The sequence below is a fragment of the Nocardia sp. NPDC056952 genome (assembly GCF_042674185.1).
Classification (GTDB): Bacteria; Actinomycetota; Actinomycetes; order Mycobacteriales; family Mycobacteriaceae; genus Nocardia.
In genome coordinates this window covers 39662-59968 of record NZ_JBHURA010000014.1, presented here as the reverse complement: position 1 = coordinate 59968, position 20307 = coordinate 39662, and the positions used below count along the sequence as shown (strand labels likewise).

Here is a 20307-nt window from a genome sequence, read left to right as displayed (position 1 = left end):
TGTTTGTTTTTTTTTTAAACCCCCGGTCTTCAAACTCACCGCCCCTTCCCCCCCAAATTTTTTATCACTCCTTTGGGCGGGGCCGCGCGCCCCGCCAATTCCCGGCACCAGAAACAATTCAGCAAATATTGCGGTTTCATGACGATGAACCCGAATGTGCGACAAGCAATTTCGCACGCTAACCTTCGTTTCGCTGGTCCGATCAGGACAGCGAAAAAGCGGAGGGATTGAAGAATGAAGTTCGGAAAGATCACTACTGCTGTTTTCATGGCAGTCGCTGCGGTGGGGATTACCGCGGCCACTGCTCACGGTGCGCCCGCGGTGGCCACCGAACAGCCCGCTGTAGTGGCTTCGGGGGGCGTGACTTCTGGCGTGACGCACGGAATCAACTACCAGACCACGGTCTCGCCCGCCGACAAGACCGTCACCTGGGCGGTCGACAGCGGCAAGTTCGAGCTCGCCGCCGACGGCGCCTCGGTGCTGCTGAAGGCCACCGACGGCGCGATCGTCGACCAGGCGCCGCTGCGCTCCGAGGTCGCGGGCCTGCCGATCGCCGTGAACCAGCAGATCAGCGAGGACGGGCGCACCGTCAAGCTGACCTCGACCATGGCGCCCGAGGATTCCGCGAAGCTGAGCAACATCGCGGAATTGAAGGACATCAGCTCCTACGACCGGCTCATGGAGCAGGTCAACAAGAACCTGCCCGGCGTCGTCATCGGCGGCGTCATCGGCGCGTTCTTCCCGTTCCTGTGGCTGTTCACCATCCCGGCGGGCATGGTCATCGGCGGCTACGTGATGGGTGGACAGGAATTCCTGGATGCCGTGATCGCGTTCGCGACCGGTCAGCCCTGATCTGACCTCGCGATAAGGAAAGGCCTCGTACTTCTGCGGAGTACGGGGCCTTTCCGCTGTGAGGGGGATCACTGTCACAAACAGGCGCCCGCGCGCATCCCATGGTCGAACACATCAGTTCCCATGGCAGGAGGCACAGATGAACATCGTGGTTATCGGAGCGGGCTACGCAGGGACTGTCGCGGCGAACAGGCTGAACAAGAAAGTTCCCGACGCCCGGATCACTGTGGTCAATCCACGGGGCGACTTCATCGAACGGGTGCGCTTGCACGAGCAGATCGCGGGCAGCGGTGCCGCGGCTCGACCGCTCACCGAGATGCTCAGGGACTCGATCACGATCGAGACCGCGAGTGTCGACAAGATCGGCGACGGCACGGTCTCCCTCGACGACGGTCGGAGCCTGAACTTCGACCACGCGATCCTCGCGGCGGGCAGCATCGCGAATCCGCTGCCCGGCGCGATCGCGGTCGATACGTGGGAGGGCGCCGAACAGGCGCGCATCGCGCTCGCGGCGCTGCCCACCGACGGGATCGTCACGGTGATCGGTGGCGGGCTGACCGGGATCGAGACCACGACCGAGGTCGCCGAAGCCCGTCCCGACCTGCGCGTACGACTGGTGAGCGAGACGGTCGCCGGCGCGCTCTCGGCCGGTGCGCAACGCCATATTCGTAAGACGCTGGCCCGATTGAACGTGGAGATCGTGGCCGATCGGGTCGCCGGGATCGACGCGACGACACTGCGAACGGGCTCGGGCACCGAACTCGATTCCGATCTCACCCTCTGGGCCATCATCTCCGCGGTACCCGACCTGGCCGCGCGCAGCGGACTCGCCGTGGACATCGACGGTCGCGCCCTGGTCGACGCCAACCTGCGCAGCGTCACCGATTCTCGTGTCTTCGTCGTCGGCGACTGTGCGGCCGTCCCCGGCATGCGCATGGCCTGCGCCACTGCCGCTCCTCAGGGCGCGCATGCGGCCGATACGCTGGCCAGGATGAGCAAAGGACGGGAGCCGCGGCCGTTTTCGCTGGGCTACAGCGGCCAGGGGATGAGCCTGGGCAGGCACGGCGGCCTGGTGCAGGCGACCGACCGCAACGACGTCGCCCGGCGGCTGTTCCTCGGCGGACCCGTCGCGGCGTTCACCAAGGAACGGATCAGCCGCTACGCCGCCTACGCCTCCCGCACCGGCAACAGCGTGTGGATCAGCGGCCCGAAACGGTGATCCAGGCACACGTCGACACCTTCACCGAGAACCGGCGGCTGCTGTTCTCGATCGCCTACGAGATTCTCGGCTCGGTCGTCGACACCGAGGACGTCCTGCACGACAGCTACCTGCGCTGGCGCGAGGTCGACCTCACGCTGATCGAGAACCCGCGCGCCTATCTCGCGCAGATTGTCACGCGGCAGGCACTCGGGGTGCTGCGGTCCACCGCGCGCAGGCGCGAGGACTACATCGGGCCGTGGCTGCCGGAACCACTGGCGACAGAGGCCGACGGCGGGGTCGAGCATGTGCTCACCGGCGAGGCGGTGACCACCGCGATGCTGCTCGTGCTGGAAACGCTGACGCCGGTGCAGCGGGCGGTGTTCGTGCTGCGCGAGGTGTTCGCGTTCGATTATCCGGAGATCGCGGCGGCGGTGGACAGATCCGAAGCCGCTGTGCGGCAGCTGAATCAGCGCGCCCGCAACCGGGTGCACGCCGCGCGCCACACCGCCGTCGCCACTCCCGCACAGGCCCAGTCGGTGGTCGAGAAGTTCTCGATCGCGGCCGCCACCGGCAATGTGCAAGCACTGATGGACGTGCTCGCCCCCGAGGTGGTGTTCCTCGGCGACGGCGGTGGTGTGGTGAACACGGTGCGCAGGCCGGTACACGGCCAGGACAAGGTGGCCAGGCTGGTGATCGGCTTGCTCGCCAAGGGGCAGCGACTCGGCGTCCTGGGCGCGCACCTCGGCATCTACAACGCGATGCCCACGATCCTGGCGACCATCGACGGCGTGCTCGACCAGGTGACGTCCATCGAGGTCACCAACGGTCGCGTCACCGCGATCTACTCCATGCGCAACCCCGAAAAGCTCAGTGCTGTGCGGGTTCCGGAATGAGGCCGAAGGCGATGACCCGGTCGGGGTGGATCCGGATGAGCGCGTCGGGCTGATCACCGATGTAGGACTCGACCCCGGCCGGCCCCTCGACCTAGCACGGTCCGCGCGCTAAGCTGGCGAATATACGGAACCGTATAACTGGAGGTTCGGCATGACACTTCCCCCTGGTCAACGCGCGATCGACGGCTTCCCCCGTTTCGGCACACACCTCCATCACCCACCGCCGCCGATTCCCGCGAATCCGGTGATCGAGCTCGGCGGGGCGCTGAGGGAACCGCTCACGCTCACCATGGCGGACCTCGCCGAGCTACCGCGCGTGGAGGTGAAGGCCGACTTCCACTGTGTGGCCGGCTGGTCCGCCACCGACCTGCGGTGGGAGGGCGTCCCGTTCGCCACGCTCTATCGCACGCGCGTCGAACCGCTGCTCGCGCCGGGTAGCTCGATCAGCCATGTCGTCTTCGAAGGGCTCGACGGATATCGATCGGTCGCGCTACTCGCCGACGCCATGGCCGAGGATGTGCTCATCGCCGACCGACTCGACGGACAGCCACTCACCAGCGACCACGGCGCGCCGATCCGGCTGGTGAGTCCCGGCCAGTACGGGTTCGTCAACACGAAACACCTGTGCCGCATCGAATTCCACGCCGCGCAGCCCGTCGACCCGGACAAGTGGTCACCGCTCGCGGGGCACCGCAGGGCGCGTGTGTGGGAGGAAGAGCGCCATCGCTACCTGCCCGGCCGGGTGGTCCGGCCGATCTACCACGCGCTGATCGGGCCGATCCGCCGGATGAGCGCGCGCGGCAGTACCGAACGAACTACGTGAATCCCGGTGCCGGACAACCTCAGTCGAGCAGCTTCTTCTGCACCTTGCCCATCGCGTTGCGCGGGAGCGCCTCGACGAAGCGAACCTCCCGCGGGCGCTTGTGGGCCGAAAGCTGTTCGCCCACATAGGCGGTGAGCTCGACACCGAGCGCGTCGGAACTCCCGTCGCGCGCGACGACGAAGGCCACGATCCGCTGTCCGAGATCGTCGTCGGGCAGCCCGACCACGGCGACCTCGCCGACCGCCGGATGCCCCAGCAGCGCGGTCTCGATCTCCCCCGCGCCGATGCGGTAACCGCCGGACTTGATGAGGTCGATCGACTCGCGCCCGACGATGCGATGGAACCCGCCGGCATCGATGACGGCCACATCGCCGGTGCGGAACCACCCGTCCTCGGTCCAGTCCCGCGCGGTGGCCTCCGGCCGGTTCAGATACCCGCCGAACAGCATCGGCCCGCGCACCTGCAGGCCGCCGATGCTCGCGCCGTCGTGCGGAACGGGCTCGCCCGCTTCGTCGCGCAGCCTGGTCTCCACCCCGCGCACCGGCGTGCCGACCCAGCCGGGCCTACGCTCGCCGTCGGCCCGGGTGGACAGCGTGATCATGGTTTCGCTCATCCCGTACCGCTCCACCGGCGCCTGCCCGGTGAGCTCGGCCAGCTTCTCGAACACCGGCACCGGCAGCGGCGCGCTACCCGAGACGAGCAGCCGCGCCTTACTCAGCTCCTTGGCCAGTTCGGGCTTCTCGACCACGCGTGACCACACCGTTGGTACCCCGAAATACAGACTGCCGCCCGCCGCCGCGTAGGCCTCCGGCGTCGGCTTGCCGGTGTGGATCACCGGGCTGCCGATCCGCAGCGGCCCGAGCAGACCGAGGATCAGCCCGTGCACGTGGAACAGCGGAAGCCCGTGCACCAGTGTGTCTTTCCACGTCCACGCCCACGCGTCGGCCAGCGCGTCGAGCCCGGCGGCGATGGCACCGCGGCTGAGCATCACGCCCTTGGGCGCCCCGGTGGTTCCCGAGGTGTAGAGGATGAAGGCGATCGCGGCCGGATCGGGTTCGGGATAGGTGTGCCACGACCGCGCGTGCAGCCGCACCGGTACCACCGGCAGGTCCGTGCCCTCCGGCGCCGGGCCGAGCCAGGCCTGCGCGCCCGAATCGCGCAGGATGTGCTCGCGTTCGGCGGCGCCCGAGTCCGGCGGCACCGGAACCACGGTCACCCCCGCGATCAGGCAGCCGACCACGGCGATCACGGTGCGCAAGGTGGGTTCGGCCAGCACCGCGACCCGGTCGGCGCGCGCGATGCGTTCCGCCACCGAGGTTGCCGAACCCAGCAGATCGCTGCGCGAGACGGTGGCATCATCGATGGTGACGGCGTCGGGAATGTCATCCCCGGCGGCGACGGCGGCCGGATTCAGCGAGGCGAGCAGCAGCGGCGGACCATAGGGCATTCGTCAACGCTAACGCGACGCGATTCGGCGGGTTCCGCCGCCGCCGTCGTTGACACTCCGACACCGCGGTGAGACATTAAACGTGTAAGTCTCTCACGCTCTCTTCGACGAAAACGGGGTCAACGATGACCATCCTGTCGCGCTCGCGTTCGCAGCGGTCCGAACCGGCACCCTTCGACATCCGCGACTACGTCGACGGTTCCGCGGCCTTCTACGGCGCGACCGCCAATGTGATCATGCAGCTCAGCCTGGCCCCCGTCGGCTACGGCGTCGCCGAATCGACGGTGCACAGCGGCAGCATCATGAAGCACCCGGTGAAGCGCACCCGAACCACGCTCACCTACCTGTCGGTGGCGCTGATGGGCACCGATGCGGACCGCGAGGCCTTCCGCACCGCCGTCAACGGCGCGCACCGCCACGTCCACTCCACCGCCGACAGCCCCGTGAAGTACAACGCCTTCGACAGGAACCTGCAGCTGTGGGTGGCCGCGTGCCTGTACTGGGGCTCGGTCGACGTGATGCATCGCCTCTACGGCCCCGTCGACGACGCCGTCGCCGACACCTTCTACGACTACGCCCACTACCTCGGCACCACCCTCCAGGTGCCCCGCGAGATGTGGCCCGCCGATCGCGCCGCGTTCGATGCCTACTGGTCCGAGCATCTGCGGCTCACCAGCGTCGACGCCACGATCAAGGCCTACTTCGACGACCTGCTCGATCTGAAGATGGTCAGCCCGCCCCTGCGCCTGCCCTTCGCCCGCTTCCACCGCTGGTTCACCACCGGCTTACTCCCCCAACACCTCCGAGACGAACTCGGCCTGTCGTGGAGCCCCGCCGACGAGCGCAAACTCAACCGCCTGATGCGCACCACCGGCGCGGTGACGGGCCGCCTGCCACGACCCCTGCGCAACTTCCCCTTCAATGTCACCCTCGTCGACATGCGCCGCCGCAGCCGGCTCGGCAAGCCGCTGATCTGATCGGCATTGCCGCGCGCCTCCCACGCCGACCTGCGCCGTTCGGGTTTCATTCCCACGATCGCAACGCTGTCGCGCGAAATCGGAGGACGCTCGTGAGCATTCGAACAGTGACATGGTGCGCGGCGGCGGTCGCCGTCGGCCTCATGGCGGCTGCGCCCGCCGCTCACGCCGACGAGGACCCGGCGACGGTGCCGCCGCGAACCGCCATGTCGCTGCGGATGCCAGGCGGATTCGCCTGGGGCACCGCCAACGAGCACGAATCGCGGGCGGCGCTGTCGATGTCCAAGCTCTACATCGCCGATTACTCGCTGCGCCACGGCGACGGTTCGCCGGAGGACCGCGCGCTGTCGGAACGGATGATCCGCGACTCCGACGACGGGGCCGCCACCCAACTCGCCGGCAAATATCCGCAGGCGATCGAAGCGACCGCAGGCGAGTACGGATTGCGCGCGACGCACGGCAGCTCCGACTGGGGCCGGTCGAGCACCAGCACCGCTGACATCACCGACTTCCTGGCCGCCAAGCAGCGCACCGACCCGGGTTCGCCGATCTTCGAGTGGATGGCGGGTGCGAGCAACACCGCCGCCGACGGCACTCCTCAGAACTGGGGCACCGCCCAGCTGCCCGGTGTACAGGGCAGCAAGTGGGGCTGGTCGGATGTGGGCGCCCCCGAAGTGGCTTCCGCGTCCTTCGGGCCCAGCTTCTCGGTCGCCGCGCACACCTACGGCAGCCCGGCCGACCAGTCCACCGATGTGCTCGACGCCCTGCCCGCACTGATCCTTCGTCTGGCCGGGTCAGAAGGGCGCTTGCTGCCACCAGTTGTCGCGGGTCTCCTCGAAGGTGTGGCCCGGCCATGACACCTCGACTACCGAGTTCGCACTGAATACATTGCCGCGTTCCCTGGCCGCGAGAGTGAACGGCGCGGCGGGGTCGCGTGGCCGGTAGGCGGCGAGGCTGGTGTGGTGCAGTTCGCGCGTGCGGTCCTCGGTGGCGTGCCGCAGAAGGTAGGCATCGGCGTCGGCGGCGGAGGGGTACTCGGTGTACCACGCGAGGAGACCGTCGGCGTCCGTGCAGGTGATCTGCTGGAGCGGCGCCGGGTCGCCCGGCAGCACGACCAGCGACGGAGTCGCCGAACAGTGCGCCTCCCGCCAGCCGCGCCCGGCGGGTCCCGACGGGATCAAGTCGGTGAATCCCGAGGCCACCGACGCGTGCGCACCCCAGGTGGGCGGCGGCGGAACTCGATTGGGGCGCACGAACTTCCAGTAGACCGCACCGACGCCGATCACACCGACCCCGGCGACCATCGCCAGCACGAGCAGACTCACCGCGAGTACCCGCCACCGCGAGGAAACCGCCCGCGGCCGCGCACGGCCGACCGGCACCCCACCGCGATGCACGGCCTGCCGCGGCACGGAGGGTGAGCTCACCAGCGTCGGGTTCAGCGAATTCGCCGCAGGATCCGCCGACCACGCTTCCCGACCGGAAGGGCGCGGCGCTGTTCCGGAATCGCTTGCCGCGCTGCCGGCTTCCCGAGCACGCGGTGGCCCGAAACCGCCGACACCCGGCGACACGAGATCGGCGCGAACCAGCGCCGCCGTCGCCGCCTGCGCGAATTCCACACAGCTGTCGAATCTTTCGGCAGGTTCCTTCGCCATGACCCGCGCGATGACCGCGTCGATTCCGGGCGGCAGGTCCTCGATCATCGCGGACGCGCGAGGTACCGGCTTGGTGAGGTGGGCGGCGACCACCGCCCCGGGATTGTCCGCGGGAAAGGGGCTTCGGCCGGTGAGCAGGGCGAACAGCGTGCAGCCGAGCGAGTACTGGTCGCAGCGGTGGTCGACCGCGGCGCCCGAGAGTTGTTCGGGTGACGCGTAGGCGAGGGTGGCGAGAAGGGCTCCGGTGCGGGTGAGCTGGCGGGCGTCGCCGCGCAGCCGGGCGATACCGAAATCGGTGAGCAGGACGCGGTCGCCGGAGCGGCTGGGGGCCAGCAAGATGTTGGCGGGCTTCACATCTCGGTGCAGCACGCCACGATCATGGGCGTAATCCAGTGCCTCGGCGGTCTGCGCGATGATCCCGACCGCCCGCGCCGGATCCAGCGGCTCGCCACGGAACACCGAGGCGTCGCGGCCGTCGACGTACTGCATGGAGATCCACATCAGGCCGTCTTCGACGCCGCGGTCGAGCACCGAGACGATGCCGGGATGATCGAGATGGGCGGACACGTCCGCCTCACGCTCGAACCGCCCACGGACCTCGTCGTCGGAATACAGTTCGCGATTGAGCAGTTTCAGCGCCACCTGCCGAGGCAGGCGCGGATGCGCCGCGAGGTACACGGTGCCCATGCCGCCCCGGCCGAGCAGCCGGTCGATCCGGTACCCCGCGAAGACCGTGCCCGCACTGAACTCCACCCCGTGCATTCCGCTGTGCCTCTCGATCTTGTGCAGGACAGCTACCGCCCCTGTGTCCACACGATATCGGCCGCCGCGGACAGCGCGAACCGCTGGGCGCGATCTACCCAGCGGTTCGTGCGGACTTCGTTCAGGACAGGCGTGCGGCCGCTTCGGCGATGCGTTCGTCGGTGGCGGTGAGAGCGATACGCACATGCTCGGGCGAACGGGGACCGTAGAAATCGCCGGGGGCGGCGAGGATTCCGCGATCGGCGAGCCAGTCCAGGGTGACGCGGCAGGGCTCGCCGCGGGTAACCCACAGGTACAGACCGGCTTCGGAGAAATCGATGCGGAAACCCGCCTGCGTCAAAGCTTTTCGCAGGATCTCGCGGCGGGCACGGTAACGCTCGCGCTGCTCGGCCTCGTGTACGTCGTCGCTGAGCGCGGCGGTCATCGCGGCCTGGATCGGGAACGGCATGATCATGCCGGAATGCTTGCGCACCTCGAGCAGCTCGGCCACGAGTTCCGGGTCACCGGCGAGGAAACCGGCACGGTAGCTGGCCAGGTTCGAGGTCTTCGACAGGGAGTGGATGGCCAGCAGGCCGGTGTGGTCACCGTCGCAGACGCGGGGGTCGAGGATCGACACGGCCTCGCCCTCCCAGGTCAGGCCCAGGTAGCACTCGTCGGACGCGACGATCGCGCCGCGCTCACGCGCGAACGCCACCACCTTGCGCAGGTGCTCGACGGGCAGCACCTTGCCGGTGGGGTTCGAGGGCGAGTTCACGAAGATCAGCGCCGGATTCTGCGGACCGACCTGAGTGAGACCGTCTGCGCGCCAAGGCTTCGCGCCCGCCAGCAGCGCGCCGACCTCATAGGTCGGATAGGCGATCTCGGGGATCACCACCAGATCGTCGGTGCCGACACCGAGCAGTCGCGGCAGCCCGGCGATGAGCTCTTTCGTGCCGAGCACCGGCAGCACCGCCGCCGGGTCGACGCCGGTGACGCCGAACCGGCGCGCCAACGCGGCGACGGCGGCGGAGCGCAGCTCAGGGGTGCCGTGCGTGGTCGGATAGCCGGGAACAGCCGCCACCGAACCCAAGGCCGCCCGGATCAGCGGATCGACCGGGTCCACCGGTGTACCCACGGACAGGTCGACGAGGCCACCGGGGTGGGTGGCCGCCTTCTGTTTGACCGCCGCGATGGTGTCCCAGGGAAAATCGGGCAGCAGGCCGCTCACCCGGCCCTTCCGGCTCTGGGTGGGCACCCCTGCGCTCACTCTTCGGCCATCGGGGGCAGCGCCTTGATGAAGGCGGGGTCGAAATCGACCACACCGACCTTGGTCGCGCCACCGGGGGATCCCAGCTCGTTGAAGAAGTCGACGTTGGCGTTGATGTAACCGCTCCACTGATCCGGAGTGTCGTCCTCGTAGAAGATCGCCTCCACGGGGCAGACCGGCTCACACGCACCACAGTCCACGCACTCGTCGGGTTGGATGTAGAGCATGCGACCGCCCTCGTAGATGCAATCCACGGGGCATTCCTCGATGCACGCCTTGTCCTTCACGTCAACGCACGGTTCAGCGATGATGTACGGCACTGCCGTTCTCCTAGTCTGTCCTCACCTGCGGGGTTACTCCGCCCACGAAACACTATCCCGACCGCCCACATTACTCCCAGGTCAGCCTGCCCTAACTCACACTGACAATCATCCGATAGCCAATGGCAACGGTGCCGGTTTGGCTTCCACCACTCCGTAGGTGGTGGTGCGTTCGCGGACCGGACGGTCGATGCCCGCCGCGATCTCGGTGAGCTCGGCGACGGTTTTCGCCGAACCGTGCTGAGAACCGGCCATCCGGGAGATGGTCTCCTCCATCAGCGTGCCACCCAGATCGTTGGCGCCGCCGGTGAGCATGGCCTGGGTACCGAGGGTACCCAGTTTCACCCAGCTGGTCTGGATGTTGTGGATGCGGCCGTGCAGCATGATCCGGGCCAGCGCGTGGACCGCGCGGTTGTCGCGGTTGGTGGGGCCCGGCCGGGCCGCGCCGGCGAGGTAGAGCGGTGCGCTCTGGTGGACGAACGGGAGCGGGACGAACTCGGTGAAGCCGCCCGTCTCGTCCTGGATGCCGCGCAGCACCCGCAGGTGGCCCACCCAGTGCTTCGGGTTGTCCACATGTCCGTACATCATCGTCGAGCTCGACGGGATGCCCAGCTTGTGCGCGGTGGTGATGACCTCGATCCAGGCCGAGGTGGGGAGTTTGCCCTTGGTGAGCACCCAGCGGACCTCGTCGTCGAGGATTTCGGCGGCCGTTCCGGGGATCGAGCCCAATCCGGCCTCCTTCAGCGCCGACAGCCAGTCGTGGATGCTCTGGCCCCCGCGCGAGGCGCCGTTGACGATCTCCATCGGGCTGAACGCGTGGACGTGCATCGACGGCACCCGCGCCTTGATGGCGCGGACCAGGTCGGCGTAGCCGGTGACGGGGAGCTCGGGATCGATGCCGCCCTGCATGCAGATCTCGGTGGCGCCGTCGACGTGGGCCTCCCACGCGCGGTCGGCGACCTCGTCGGTGCTGAGGGTGAAGGCGTCCGCGTCACCCTTGCGCTGGGCGAAGGCGCAGAAGCGGCAGCCGGTGTAGCAGATATTGGTGAAGTTGATATTGCGGTTCACCACGTAGGTGACCTCGTCGCCGGAGACCTCGCGTCGCAACGAGTCGGCCAGTGCGGCAACGGCTTCCATATTCGCGCCGTCGGCGGTGGCCAGGGCCAGGTACTGATCGTCGGTCAGACCCGCCGGGTCCTTCTCGGCGGCGCGCAGGGCGTCGAGTACCTCGGAATCGAGACGCTCGGGCGCGACGACGGCCAGGTCGCGGGCGTGTTCGCGGATCGTCTCCCAGTCGCCGAACGCGCCGACGACTTCCTGACCGAGCCCGGAATCGCTGCGGCTGTCGGTGTTTCGTCCCTCGGTGTCGATGGCGGTGTTCAGGTCGACACGGCCGACCGAATCCCATGACTCGTCGGGTTCCTGCCACGGCAGGCCGACCGGCACGGCCTCGGGCCTGGCCAAGCCCGTCGCGGGGTCGGTGAGCGCGTCGACGTGCGCGCCGATCCGGGGATCGATCCAGGGATGGCCCGCGCGAACGTATTTCGGATGCGCGGAGGTGCGCTCGACGAGGGTGAACCCGGCCGCCTCGGTGATCTCGCGCAGGGTGTCCAGATTCGGCCACGGGCGTTCGGGGTTGACGTGGTCGACCGTCACCGGCGACACCCCACCCCAATCGTCGATGCCGGCGTCGATCAGCGCCCGGCAATCACTGTGCGACACCAGGTTCGGCGGGGCTTGCACCGGAACATCGGGGCCGAGCAGCAACCGCGTGACCGCGACGGTCGCCAGGAACTCCGCGACGCCCGCATCGGGAACATCGCGCATGGCGGTGTCGTCCTTGGCGCGGAAGTTCTGCACGATCACTTCCTGGATGTGCCCGAACTCCCTGTGCTGCTTGCGGATCGCCATGATCGACTCGGCGCGCTCGGTGAGATTCTCGCCGATGCCCACCAGGATGCCGGTGGTGTAGGGCACCGAGAGCCTGCCCGCGTCGGTGATCGAGCGCAGCCGGACCGCGGGATCCTTGTCGGGGCTGCCGTAATGGCATTCGCCCTTGTCGGTGAACAGCCTGGTGGCGGTGGTTTCGAGCATCATGCCCATGGACTGGGCGACGGGCTTGAGGCGCGAGATCTCGTTCCAGCTCATCACGCCGGGGTTCAGATGCGGCAGCAGGCCGGTCTCCTCCAGCACGAGAATGGAGACGGCGCGCAGATAGTCGAGGGTGGAGTCGTAGCCGCGCTCGTCGAGCCACTGCGCGGCCTCTGGCCAGCGGTCCTCCGGCCGGTCACCGAGGGTGAACAGCGCTTCCTTGCACCCCAGGGCGGCGCCCTGGCGGGCGATCTCGAGCACCTCGTCGGGTTCGAGGAACATGCCCTTGCCCTCGGCGCGCAGCTTGCCGGGCACGGTGACGAACGTGCAGTAATGGCACTTGTCGCGGCACAGCTTGGTGAGCGGGATGAACACATTGCGCGAATAGCTGATCGTGCGTGGGCGGCCCGCCGATTCCAGGCCCGCGTCGCGGACTCTGGCGGCGCTGGCGCACAGGTCGGCGAGGTCGTCGCCGGTGGCATGCAGCAGGACGGTGGCCTCGTCGACGTTCAACGTGACGCCGTCGCGGGCTCGGCGCAGGGCCCGTCGCATCGCGGCGGGACTCGGCGGCGACATCGGAACGCTCGGCTTCGGAAGGTCGGTCACCCCGTCGATCATGCGCTACTTCTTCCCCGGACGTGTGGTCGGCTGGTCACGGGCCCGTGGCGGGCGCGGCGTGGTCGTCCTTGTCCGACGACAACCTCCACCGTGACCACGCGTATTCCCGACGGGGTGAAACCGTCGCACGCGCATGGAACCATGGGCAGCATGTCACTGCCGCGTTCCACCATCCTGGCCGAACCGGCCTGGCGTCCGAGTTCGAAGGCCAAGCTGCTGTGGGCGTTGGAGAACGCGATCGGCGTGGTGGTGTCGGTCGTCGTGCTCGGGGTGTGGGCGGTGCTCGACGGGGACCGTCGTGGCTGGCAGGTGCTCGCCGGGCTGGCGCTCGCGGTGCTCGCGGTGCTCGCCGTCGTGGTGATCCCGCTGTGGCGGTACGCGGTGCATCGGTGGGAGGTGACCGATGAGGCCGTGTACACGCGGGTGGGGTGGCTGGATCAGGAGTCACGGGTCGCGCCGATCTCGCGGGTGCAGACCGTGGACACCGAGCGTGGGCCGCTGGAACGGATCCTGGGGCTGGCGACGGTCACCGTGACCACCGCGTCGTCGGCCGGGGCGGTGAAGATCAGTGCGCTCGACCTGCCGGTGGCCGAGGAGACGGTGCTGCGGCTGACCGCGATCGCCGCGCAGCACCGCGGGGACGCGACGTGATCCAGCCCGTCGAATGGCAGCGCCTCGACCCGCGCATGCTGCTGGTGTATCCGGTCAACGAGATCATGAAATACATTCCGGTGCTGCTCGGTTCGATCATCGTCGGTACGACCAGCGGCAACCCGCTGTGGAGTCTCATCCCGGTGGTGCTGGTCGCGGCGTTCGGTGTCGCGCGCTGGTTCACGACGTCGTATCGGATCGACGCCGATCACGTGCAGCTGCGCAGTGGAATCGTGGCACGCCGGACCCTGTCGGTGCCGAGGCCGCGCATCCGGTCGGTGGACGTGGAAGCCGACCTGCTGCACCGGGTGCTGGGGCTGGCGGTGCTGGCGATCGGTACCGGCAAGCAGACCGACAAGGGCGAGGAGTTCAAGCTCGACGCGCTCGATACGAGTCAGATCCCGGCGCTGCGGGCCGAATTGCTCTCCCACACCGGCCAACACGCGCCCGATCACGTCGACGCGGCCGGAGCGCTCCATGTTTCGCGCCCTGACGCGCTCGCCGAGTCCGGGGTGGAGATCGGGCACTGGCGGGCGGCCTGGGTGCGCTACGCGCCGCTGTCGCTGACCGGACTGGCTGTCGTGGCACCCATCGCCGGGCTCGGCGCGCAGTACGGGGTGATCGACGTGCTGTCGGAAAGCGCTGTCGTGCAGCACCTCGACGACGACACCGCGGCGATCGTCACGATCACCATCGCGGGGTTGACCGTGCTGACGTTGGCGCTGGTGAGCCTCGCCGCGTGCGGCCAGTACCTCGCCACCTGGTTCGGCCTGCGCGTGCTCGACAACGGCACCACCTTGCACCTGCGCCACGGACTGTTCACCACCCGTCAGATCACCCTCGACCTGGCCCGCTTCCGTGGCGCCACCCTCAACGAACCGCTCCTGCTGCGCGCCGCCCGGGCGGCCCAGCTGGAAATGATCATGACCGGCGAGAACCCGCGCCAGAAGATCCTTCCCCAGGCGCCCCGCGTCGCCGTCGAACGCACCCTCGACGAACTACTGCGCAGCCGCCGGGGCCCGCGGGCCGGAGCATCGGCCGATTCGGCCGCGCCACAACCGATCACCGGTTCCGCCCTCGGCACCGTCGAGCTGCGCAGGCACGGACCCGCCGCCCGCCGTCGCCGCTACACCCGCGCCGCGTGGCCCGTCGGAATCGTTGTCGTCGCCATGCTCGCCGTCGTGCTCACGGGGGGTCAGCCGGCACCGTGGGCCTGGACCTTCCCGGTGGTCTTCGCCGTCGTCATGGCCCTGCTCGCCGAGGACCGCTACCGCGGCCTCGGCCACCGCGTGCTCCCCGGCACCACCGGCCCGACCTGGCTGATCACCCGTCGCGGCAGCCTCGACCGCAATCGGGACTGTCTCGAAGCGCCGGGCATCATCGGATGGACTGTGCGACAGACCTACTGGCAGCGCCGGGCCGGACTCGCCACCGTCGTCGCGGCCACCGCCGCGGGCAAGAAGGCCTACCGGGTGGTCGACATCCCGATCGATCAGGCCGCGGCCCTGATCGAAGAAGTGACCCCGGGCGGACTCGGCAAACGCTGACAAGGTCCGCAAGACCCGCCGAGCCCGATAGCGGCGCGGACGCCAGCGACGCGGCGTAGCGTTCGATTCGATCGCCGTGCCGCTGACGCTAGGGGTGATTCGTGCATTTCACCGAGGTTATCGAGAACGCGGGCAAGGTGCTGGACGCCGCGGGCGTCGCGGCCATCGTCATCGGCGCGTTCGTGGGCACGGTCCGCTTCCTGCGACAGTTGGCCGGGCACGAGGAGTTCGAGCTCGCCTACAGCACCTATCGGCGCGGGCTCGGCCGGGCGATCCTGCTCGGACTGGAATTCCTGGTCGCGGCCGACATCATCCGCACGGTCGCCATCGCACCGACGTTCACCAGTGTGGGTGTGCTGGCCTTGATCGTGCTGGTGCGGACGTTCCTGAGCTACTCGCTCGAACTCGAACTGACCGGGCGCTGGCCCTGGCAGAAGACGAAAGCTACCGGCTGACGTTCGACCGGTAGTACATGTACCCCGCCGGCGCGAGCACACCGCAGGCGAACAACAACAGGGTGCGGCCGTCACTGCCGAGCATGATGTCACCGCCGGGGCCGCGCGAGGCGCAGACCAGGAACCCGAAGACCCACACCACGATCGGGGCGAAGGTGAAGCCGATCCGGTCGGTCACCGATTCCATGCCGTAGACCAGCGCGATGTTGATGGGTGCGGCGAACAGCGCCACCACCGGAAACGCCAGCGAGCCGATGTACAGGGGCAGGAACAGCACTTCGACGGCCAGGGTGATCAGCGCGTCGACCAGCAGCAGCACGACGATGAGACCCGAGATCAGCGGATCCGCCACGCCGGAGATGCGTGCGGACCGCAGCACGGCGGTGGGCTGATCGCGATCGGTCACCATGCGCGTGAGTCTATTCGGCCGAAGCGGTCTGCTGTGCCGCGCGCGCCCGGGAGAACCGCCAGCCGATCAGCAGCGCGGGCACGATCAGCAGCAGGCTCGCCACCGTCCATGTGCCGACCGGGCGGTCGATCGCCATCAGGACCAGCACCGTGCACAGGAAGGCCAGCGTGGCCCAGCCGGTGTACGGCGCGCCCATCATCCGGAACGCGGGCCGCTCGAGCTGCCCCCGCTTCCACAGGTGCCACATCCGCAACTGACAGAGCACGATGGTGGCCCACGACGCCAGGATGCCCAGCGAGGCGACATTCAAGACGATCTCGAAGGCCTGATCCGGAACGAACCCGTTGAGCACCACCCCGAGCAGCGCGATGCCGAAGGTGAGCAGGATCCCGCCGTAGGGCACACCGTGGCTGCTCATCACCGAGGTGAACCGAGGGGCGCTACCGCGCATCGACATCGAACGCAGGATGCGCCCGGTCGAATACAGACCCGCGTTGAGACTGGAGAACGCCGCGGTGAGCACGACGATGTTCATCAGCGATCCGATGCCGGGCACGCCGAGCGCGGCGAAGAACGTGACGAACGGGCTCTCCCCCGCGTGATAGGACGTGTACGGCAGCAGGAGTCCGAGCAACAGCAGCGATCCGACGTAGAACACCGCGATCCGCAGGATCACCGAGTTGATCGCCCGCGGCATCAGCTTCTCGGGATCCTTGGTCTCCCCCGCCGCCGTACCGACCAATTCGACGGCGGCATAGGCGAAGATCACGCCCGAGGTGACGAGCACCAGCGGCAGAATGCCGGTCGGGAACATGCCACCGTGCTCGGAGATCATCGGCGGCCCGGTCTGTTCGCCACGAATGGTGAAGCGCCCCAGCAGGAACACCGTGCCGATCACCAGGAAGGCACACAGCGCGGTCACCTTCACCAGCGCGGCCCAGAACTCCAGCTCACCGAATGCCTTGACGCTCACCAGGTTCACGATCAGCACGATCACCAAGGCGATCAGCGCCAGCACCCATTGCGGCACCGAGGTCATCGGCTGCCAGTAGTGGAAGTACAGCGCGATGGCGGTGGAGTCGGCGATGCCGGTCATCGACCAGTTCAGGAAATACATCCAGCCCGCGACGAAAGCGGCTGTCTCCCCGAGGAATTCGCGCGCGTAGGAGACGAACGAACCGGATGTCGGCCGGTGCAGCACCAGCTCGCCCAGTGCGCGCAGGATGAAGAACACGAACACACCGCAGACCGCGTAGACGACCCACAGCATGGGCCCCGCACTGGCCAGCCTGCCACCCGAACTCAGGAACAGGCCGGTGCCGATCGCCCCGCCGATCGCGATCATCATCAGCTGACGTCTGCCGAGGGACTTGTGATACCCGGCGTCCTCGGCGTCGAGATCCGGTCGATCACCCACAGCGGTCATGACACGCCACCCATCGTGTGAGAACACCCGAGAACGCGGACACCGGAACGGTACCGGCACGCGCTCCGATCCGCGATGGCAACCCTGTGGCTAGCGACTCAATCGAGACCGGCGAACAGGTCGTGCTCGAATCCGTCGGCGCCCACCTGGCCACGAGTGCCGCGCACCAGCTTGAAATGTTCCTCCGGCAGCACCGGCAGCGCGATGTTGTTCGACAGAGCGAATTCCCGGCCACTCGGCGCGACGGTGACCTGGGTGGCGTGCGCGCGCATGGCGGCACGCTTGGCCGAGACCGCGTCGGAGACGTCGACCACGGTGGTCACCCCGCTCGTCGACATGGCGGCCAGTTCCGCCTCGACCGGCAGACGCCAGCCCGCGGGCAGCGCGCCGGGCAGTTCATCGACCGTGCGGCGAGCCAGCGCGGCGGTGTGCTGGCGCAGCAGGTCGCCGTCGGTGACGGTCCAGTAGAACTTGGGGACGTCCCAGCCCTGATCGGCAGCGGCCGCGACCGCCGCGGTGGTGATCTCGTGCGCGCGGATGTGGTCGGGATGGCCGTAGCCGCCGCGCGGGTCGTAGGTGACGACGACCCGGGGCCGCAGTTCGAGGATCACCGCCACGAGCGCGTCGACGGCGGCGTCACCGGAATTCACGAAGGCCCGTGGGTTCGCCGCCGACGGCGTGCCCGCCATGCCGGAATCGCGCCACCGGCCGGGGCCGCCGAGGAACCACGGCTCGCCCGCGTCGAGGGCCGACAGCGCGGCGGTGAGTTCGCCGATGCGGTATCCGCCGAGCTGGTCGGCTTCGGCGGCGATCAGGCGCGACCACCGTTCACCGATGACCTCACCCTCCTCACCGAGCGTGCAGGTCACCACGGTCACCGGGACACCACGGCGGCGGTAGTGCGCGATAGTGCCGCCCGTGGTGAGGGTTTCGTCATCGGGGTGGGCGTGGACCAGGAGCAGGCCGCCGGTCTCGGTCATGGGATCCTCCGCCACTGTGCTGTATCACCGAAGATGCCGACCTGGATGGCGCCCGACAGCGACACACCGTCGACGCGCGGACCGGCCGCCGCGACGACGTTGTCCTGCACGATCGGCAACACGGTCGCCAGTTCCCACAACCGTGGCTCGGATTCGGCCAGGATCCGCGGCACCTCGAACCCCCGCAGCGCTTCGTCGATCGAGGGTTGCAGGGTCGGATCGCACACACCGCCGATATTGCTGGGCGCCTTGCGATACGCCTCGGCCGCGGCCAACGCGGGACCTTCGGCGCCGGCCGGCTCGACGGGCGGACAGCCGTAGCGTGAGGCGAGCGCGGTGGCGGGGTCGCCGCCCGCGAGCTCCCAGCCGACGATGGCGTCGATCGAGGATTCGGTGAGGTCCTTGCCGTACAGCTCATCGGCGGCCAGGCCGCGAACGGTGGCATCGATACCGGCACTGCGCAATTGGTCGGCGGCGGTGTTGGCGACGGCCAGCGCCGACGCGTCCTCGGTGACGGCGCCGATCCGCACCGACAGCCCCTTGCCGTTGCGCGCCACCGAGCGCGGGCGCGGCGCGGGCGAGGTGGGCGAACCGGTCTGCTGCGCCTCCGGTGCGCGGCCGAAGCCCGCCTCCGCCAGCAGCGCGAACGCTTCGTCGGCGGTCATCCGCGGCGGCGCGGTGGGCACATAGCCGGGACTCGACGGCGAAAGCACTTGGGCGCGTGCGGGTTCCACCCAACCGCCGGTCTGCGCGCCGACGGTCGCCAGCAGCGCGGGGTCGAGCAGCGCGAGCACCGCCTTGCGGACCCGGACATCGGCGAGGTCGCCGGAACGGCCGTTGAGCGCGAGTTGCAGTTCGCGGGCCTGCGGCATGATCGTGGTGCGCACCGACGGGATCGCGGCCAGTTGCGCCTGGGTCGCCACGCCGCCGTGCACGAGCGCCATCTGCGCGTCGCCGGTGCGCAACGATTCGGCCAGCTGCGAGGGTGTGCCGCCGCGACGGAACTGGATCTGATCCGGGGAGGCCGGGGTGCCCCAGAAGCGGTCGTTGCGTTCGAGCAGGATCTCGTCGCGTCCGCGATCGACCGATTTGATGGTGAAATTGCCGCCCGAGACCGGGATCTTGTCGACCAGCCCGCTGGTGAACCCACCCGGCGAGTCCTTCACCAGGTGCGAGGGCAGCAGATTCGAGAACAGTTCACGCCAGGCCGGATAGGGCTGGGTCATGGTGACCGTCACCGTCTTGCCGCCCCCCGAGGACGCCACATCGGAGATGAGCCGGTAGCCGGCCGGGTCCACCACGCCGGGCTGGCTGATCATCTGCTGCCAGAGGAACCGGAAGTCCTCGGCGGCGATCGGAGCGCCATCGGACCAATTGGCCTGATTACGCAGGGTGTAGGTGATGGTGAACGGCTCCTGGGCCGTCACATCGGCCGACACGATGAGCGAGGTGTCGGGCACCCAGTCGACCAGACCGGGATGCACGGGGCTCGGCGCGGCGCGGAACGGGCTCGGCAGCACCATCGAACTCACCGCGCTGGTCACCGGCGACTGATCCGAGCGCAGATGCGGGTTGAACCCGATCCCGATGTCGTCGATCGCGACGACGACGGTGTTCTTGCCCGGCTTGGCCTGGGTGGTCTTGGGAGAGTCGGAGGACTCGATCGGCGGTGGCGGATTCGCCGTGCAACCGGCCACGACCGCCGTCGAGGCAATCATCGCCAGCACCATCGCACGCCACCCTGCGCGCCGCCCCAGACTCACCTTGCGCACTCTACCCAACCCCTCCATCCACTGCCGTCCGGCCGATATCAGGCCAACGAAAAGGCGTGGGGCGGGGGCGGGTTGGGGTTCCCGCCGCCGCCCGGCGACCAAAAAACCGCCAAGTTATGGGCGGGCGTTTGGCGGGCCCGGGGGCGCGGCAGCGGGGGGGGGGGCCCCCGGGGGGGAATAAA

18 protein-coding genes are annotated in these 20307 nt (G+C 68.7%); 9 read left to right on the top strand and 9 right to left on the bottom strand.

Annotated elements, in window-relative coordinates; all coding sequences use genetic code 11:
• The first annotated feature begins 372 nt into the window (after positions 1–372).
• The 4 genes from ACFTS5_RS31435 to ACFTS5_RS31420 all read left to right on the top strand — a co-directional run bounded on the left by ACFTS5_RS31435 (position 373) and on the right by ACFTS5_RS31420 (position 3769).
• Entirely contained in the window at positions 373–852 is a 480-nt protein-coding gene (locus tag ACFTS5_RS31435) for a hypothetical protein (protein WP_378638229.1), read from the top strand.
• 139 nt (positions 853–991) lie between these two features.
• Complete coding sequence (locus ACFTS5_RS31430; RefSeq protein WP_378638226.1) at positions 992–2071, top strand: NAD(P)/FAD-dependent oxidoreductase; 1080 nt, start codon at positions 992–994, stop codon at positions 2069–2071.
• Complete coding sequence (gene sigJ, locus ACFTS5_RS31425) at positions 2068–2946, top strand: RNA polymerase sigma factor SigJ (RefSeq protein ID WP_378638224.1); 879 nt, start codon at positions 2068–2070, stop codon at positions 2944–2946. Before ACFTS5_RS31430 ends, sigJ begins: the two co-directional genes overlap by 4 nt.
• A gap of 151 nt (positions 2947–3097) precedes the next feature.
• Positions 3098–3769 carry a molybdopterin-dependent oxidoreductase gene (locus ACFTS5_RS31420; RefSeq protein WP_378638222.1) on the top strand — a complete coding sequence of 224 codons (672 nt, stop codon included), beginning with the start codon at positions 3098–3100 and terminating at the stop codon, positions 3767–3769.
• 19 nt (positions 3770–3788) lie between these two features.
• Here ACFTS5_RS31420 and ACFTS5_RS31415 read toward each other — a convergent pair whose 3' ends face one another.
• Complete coding sequence (locus tag ACFTS5_RS31415) at positions 3789–5216, bottom strand: acyl-CoA synthetase (protein WP_378638219.1); 1428 nt, start codon at positions 5214–5216, stop codon at positions 3789–3791.
• Between the two features lie 125 nt (positions 5217–5341).
• Here ACFTS5_RS31415 and ACFTS5_RS31410 point away from each other — a divergent pair, with 125 nt between their 5' ends.
• Positions 5342–6193, top strand: coding sequence for an oxygenase MpaB family protein (locus ACFTS5_RS31410; protein ID WP_378638217.1), 852 nt, complete (start codon positions 5342–5344; stop codon positions 6191–6193).
• Positions 6194–6336: 143 nt separating this feature from the next.
• Entirely contained in the window at positions 6337–7050 is a 714-nt protein-coding gene (locus ACFTS5_RS31405; protein ID WP_378638435.1) for a hypothetical protein, read from the top strand.
• On the opposite strand, the gene ACFTS5_RS31400 is transcribed toward ACFTS5_RS31405, so the two are convergent.
• From ACFTS5_RS31400 to ACFTS5_RS31385, 4 genes are all read right to left on the bottom strand, one after another.
• Complete coding sequence (locus ACFTS5_RS31400) at positions 6988–8661, bottom strand: protein kinase (RefSeq protein WP_378638214.1); 1674 nt, start codon at positions 8659–8661, stop codon at positions 6988–6990. The genes ACFTS5_RS31405 and ACFTS5_RS31400 overlap by 63 nt on opposite strands.
• Positions 8662–8731: 70 nt before the next feature.
• Entirely contained in the window at positions 8732–9817 is a 1086-nt protein-coding gene (dapC, locus tag ACFTS5_RS31395) for a succinyldiaminopimelate transaminase (RefSeq protein WP_378638432.1), read from the bottom strand.
• Positions 9818–9852: 35 nt separating this feature from the next.
• Positions 9853–10176 (bottom strand): ferredoxin, encoded by a 324-nt coding sequence (gene fdxA / locus ACFTS5_RS31390; protein WP_056813450.1) that lies wholly within the window; start codon positions 10174–10176, stop codon positions 9853–9855.
• 108 nt (positions 10177–10284) lie between these two features.
• Complete coding sequence (locus ACFTS5_RS31385; RefSeq protein ID WP_378638212.1) at positions 10285–12885, bottom strand: bifunctional FO biosynthesis protein CofGH; 2601 nt, start codon at positions 12883–12885, stop codon at positions 10285–10287.
• A 150-nt stretch (positions 12886–13035) separates the two neighbouring features.
• On the opposite strand from ACFTS5_RS31385, the gene ACFTS5_RS31380 reads away from it, so the two are divergent.
• The 3 genes from ACFTS5_RS31380 (at position 13036) to ACFTS5_RS31370 (ending at position 15538) form a co-directional block, all read left to right on the top strand.
• On the top strand, positions 13036–13536 hold the full coding sequence (locus tag ACFTS5_RS31380; protein ID WP_378638210.1) for a PH domain-containing protein: 501 nt from the start codon (positions 13036–13038) through the stop codon (positions 13534–13536).
• A gap of 35 nt (positions 13537–13571) precedes the next feature.
• Positions 13572–15083, top strand: coding sequence for a PH domain-containing protein (locus ACFTS5_RS31375; RefSeq protein WP_378638430.1), 1512 nt, complete (start codon positions 13572–13574; stop codon positions 15081–15083).
• 101 nt (positions 15084–15184) lie between these two features.
• Positions 15185–15538 (top strand): DUF1622 domain-containing protein, encoded by a 354-nt coding sequence (locus ACFTS5_RS31370; RefSeq protein ID WP_378638208.1) that lies wholly within the window; start codon positions 15185–15187, stop codon positions 15536–15538.
• Here ACFTS5_RS31370 and ACFTS5_RS31365 read toward each other — a convergent pair.
• The 4 genes from ACFTS5_RS31365 to ACFTS5_RS31350 all read right to left on the bottom strand — a co-directional run bounded on the left by ACFTS5_RS31365 (position 15528) and on the right by ACFTS5_RS31350 (position 20083).
• Positions 15528–15947, bottom strand: coding sequence for a hypothetical protein (locus ACFTS5_RS31365; protein WP_378638206.1), 420 nt, complete (start codon positions 15945–15947; stop codon positions 15528–15530). The two genes, ACFTS5_RS31370 and ACFTS5_RS31365, sit on opposite strands and share 11 nt — an antisense overlap.
• Before the next feature lie 10 nt (positions 15948–15957).
• Positions 15958–17373: an amino acid permease gene (locus ACFTS5_RS31360; protein ID WP_378638203.1), complete on the bottom strand. Its 1416-nt coding sequence runs from the start codon at positions 17371–17373 to the stop codon at positions 15958–15960.
• Positions 17374–17471: 98 nt separating this feature from the next.
• Positions 17472–18353, bottom strand: a complete 882-nt coding sequence (gene mshB / locus ACFTS5_RS31355) for an N-acetyl-1-D-myo-inositol-2-amino-2-deoxy-alpha-D-glucopyranoside deacetylase (protein WP_378638200.1) — start codon at positions 18351–18353, stop codon at positions 17472–17474.
• Complete coding sequence (locus tag ACFTS5_RS31350; protein ID WP_378638427.1) at positions 18350–20083, bottom strand: ABC transporter family substrate-binding protein; 1734 nt, start codon at positions 20081–20083, stop codon at positions 18350–18352. The genes mshB and ACFTS5_RS31350 overlap by 4 nt, the downstream gene beginning before the upstream one ends.
• Positions 20084–20307: the final 224 nt, after the last annotated feature.

Coding starts and splice junctions, on each gene's coding strand:
- ACFTS5_RS31365 (WP_378638206.1), bottom strand. CDS start 15,947: ATGGTGACCGATCGCGATCAGCCCACCGCCGTGCTGCGGTCCGCACGC.
- ACFTS5_RS31410 (WP_378638217.1), top strand. CDS start 5,342: ATGACCATCCTGTCGCGCTCGCGTTCGCAGCGGTCCGAACCGGCACCC.
- mshB (WP_378638200.1), bottom strand. CDS start 18,353: ATGACCGAGACCGGCGGCCTGCTCCTGGTCCACGCCCACCCCGATGAC.
- ACFTS5_RS31430 (WP_378638226.1), top strand. CDS start 992: ATGAACATCGTGGTTATCGGAGCGGGCTACGCAGGGACTGTCGCGGCG.
- ACFTS5_RS31420 (WP_378638222.1), top strand. CDS start 3,098: ATGACACTTCCCCCTGGTCAACGCGCGATCGACGGCTTCCCCCGTTTC.
- ACFTS5_RS31375 (WP_378638430.1), top strand. CDS start 13,572: ATGCTGCTGGTGTATCCGGTCAACGAGATCATGAAATACATTCCGGTG.
- ACFTS5_RS31360 (WP_378638203.1), bottom strand. CDS start 17,373: ATGACCGCTGTGGGTGATCGACCGGATCTCGACGCCGAGGACGCCGGG.
- ACFTS5_RS31405 (WP_378638435.1), top strand. CDS start 6,337: ATGGCGGCTGCGCCCGCCGCTCACGCCGACGAGGACCCGGCGACGGTG.
- ACFTS5_RS31385 (WP_378638212.1), bottom strand. CDS start 12,885: ATGATCGACGGGGTGACCGACCTTCCGAAGCCGAGCGTTCCGATGTCG.
- ACFTS5_RS31415 (WP_378638219.1), bottom strand. CDS start 5,216: ATGCCCTATGGTCCGCCGCTGCTGCTCGCCTCGCTGAATCCGGCCGCC.
- ACFTS5_RS31380 (WP_378638210.1), top strand. CDS start 13,036: ATGTCACTGCCGCGTTCCACCATCCTGGCCGAACCGGCCTGGCGTCCG.
- ACFTS5_RS31350 (WP_378638427.1), bottom strand. CDS start 20,083: ATGGTGCTGGCGATGATTGCCTCGACGGCGGTCGTGGCCGGTTGCACG.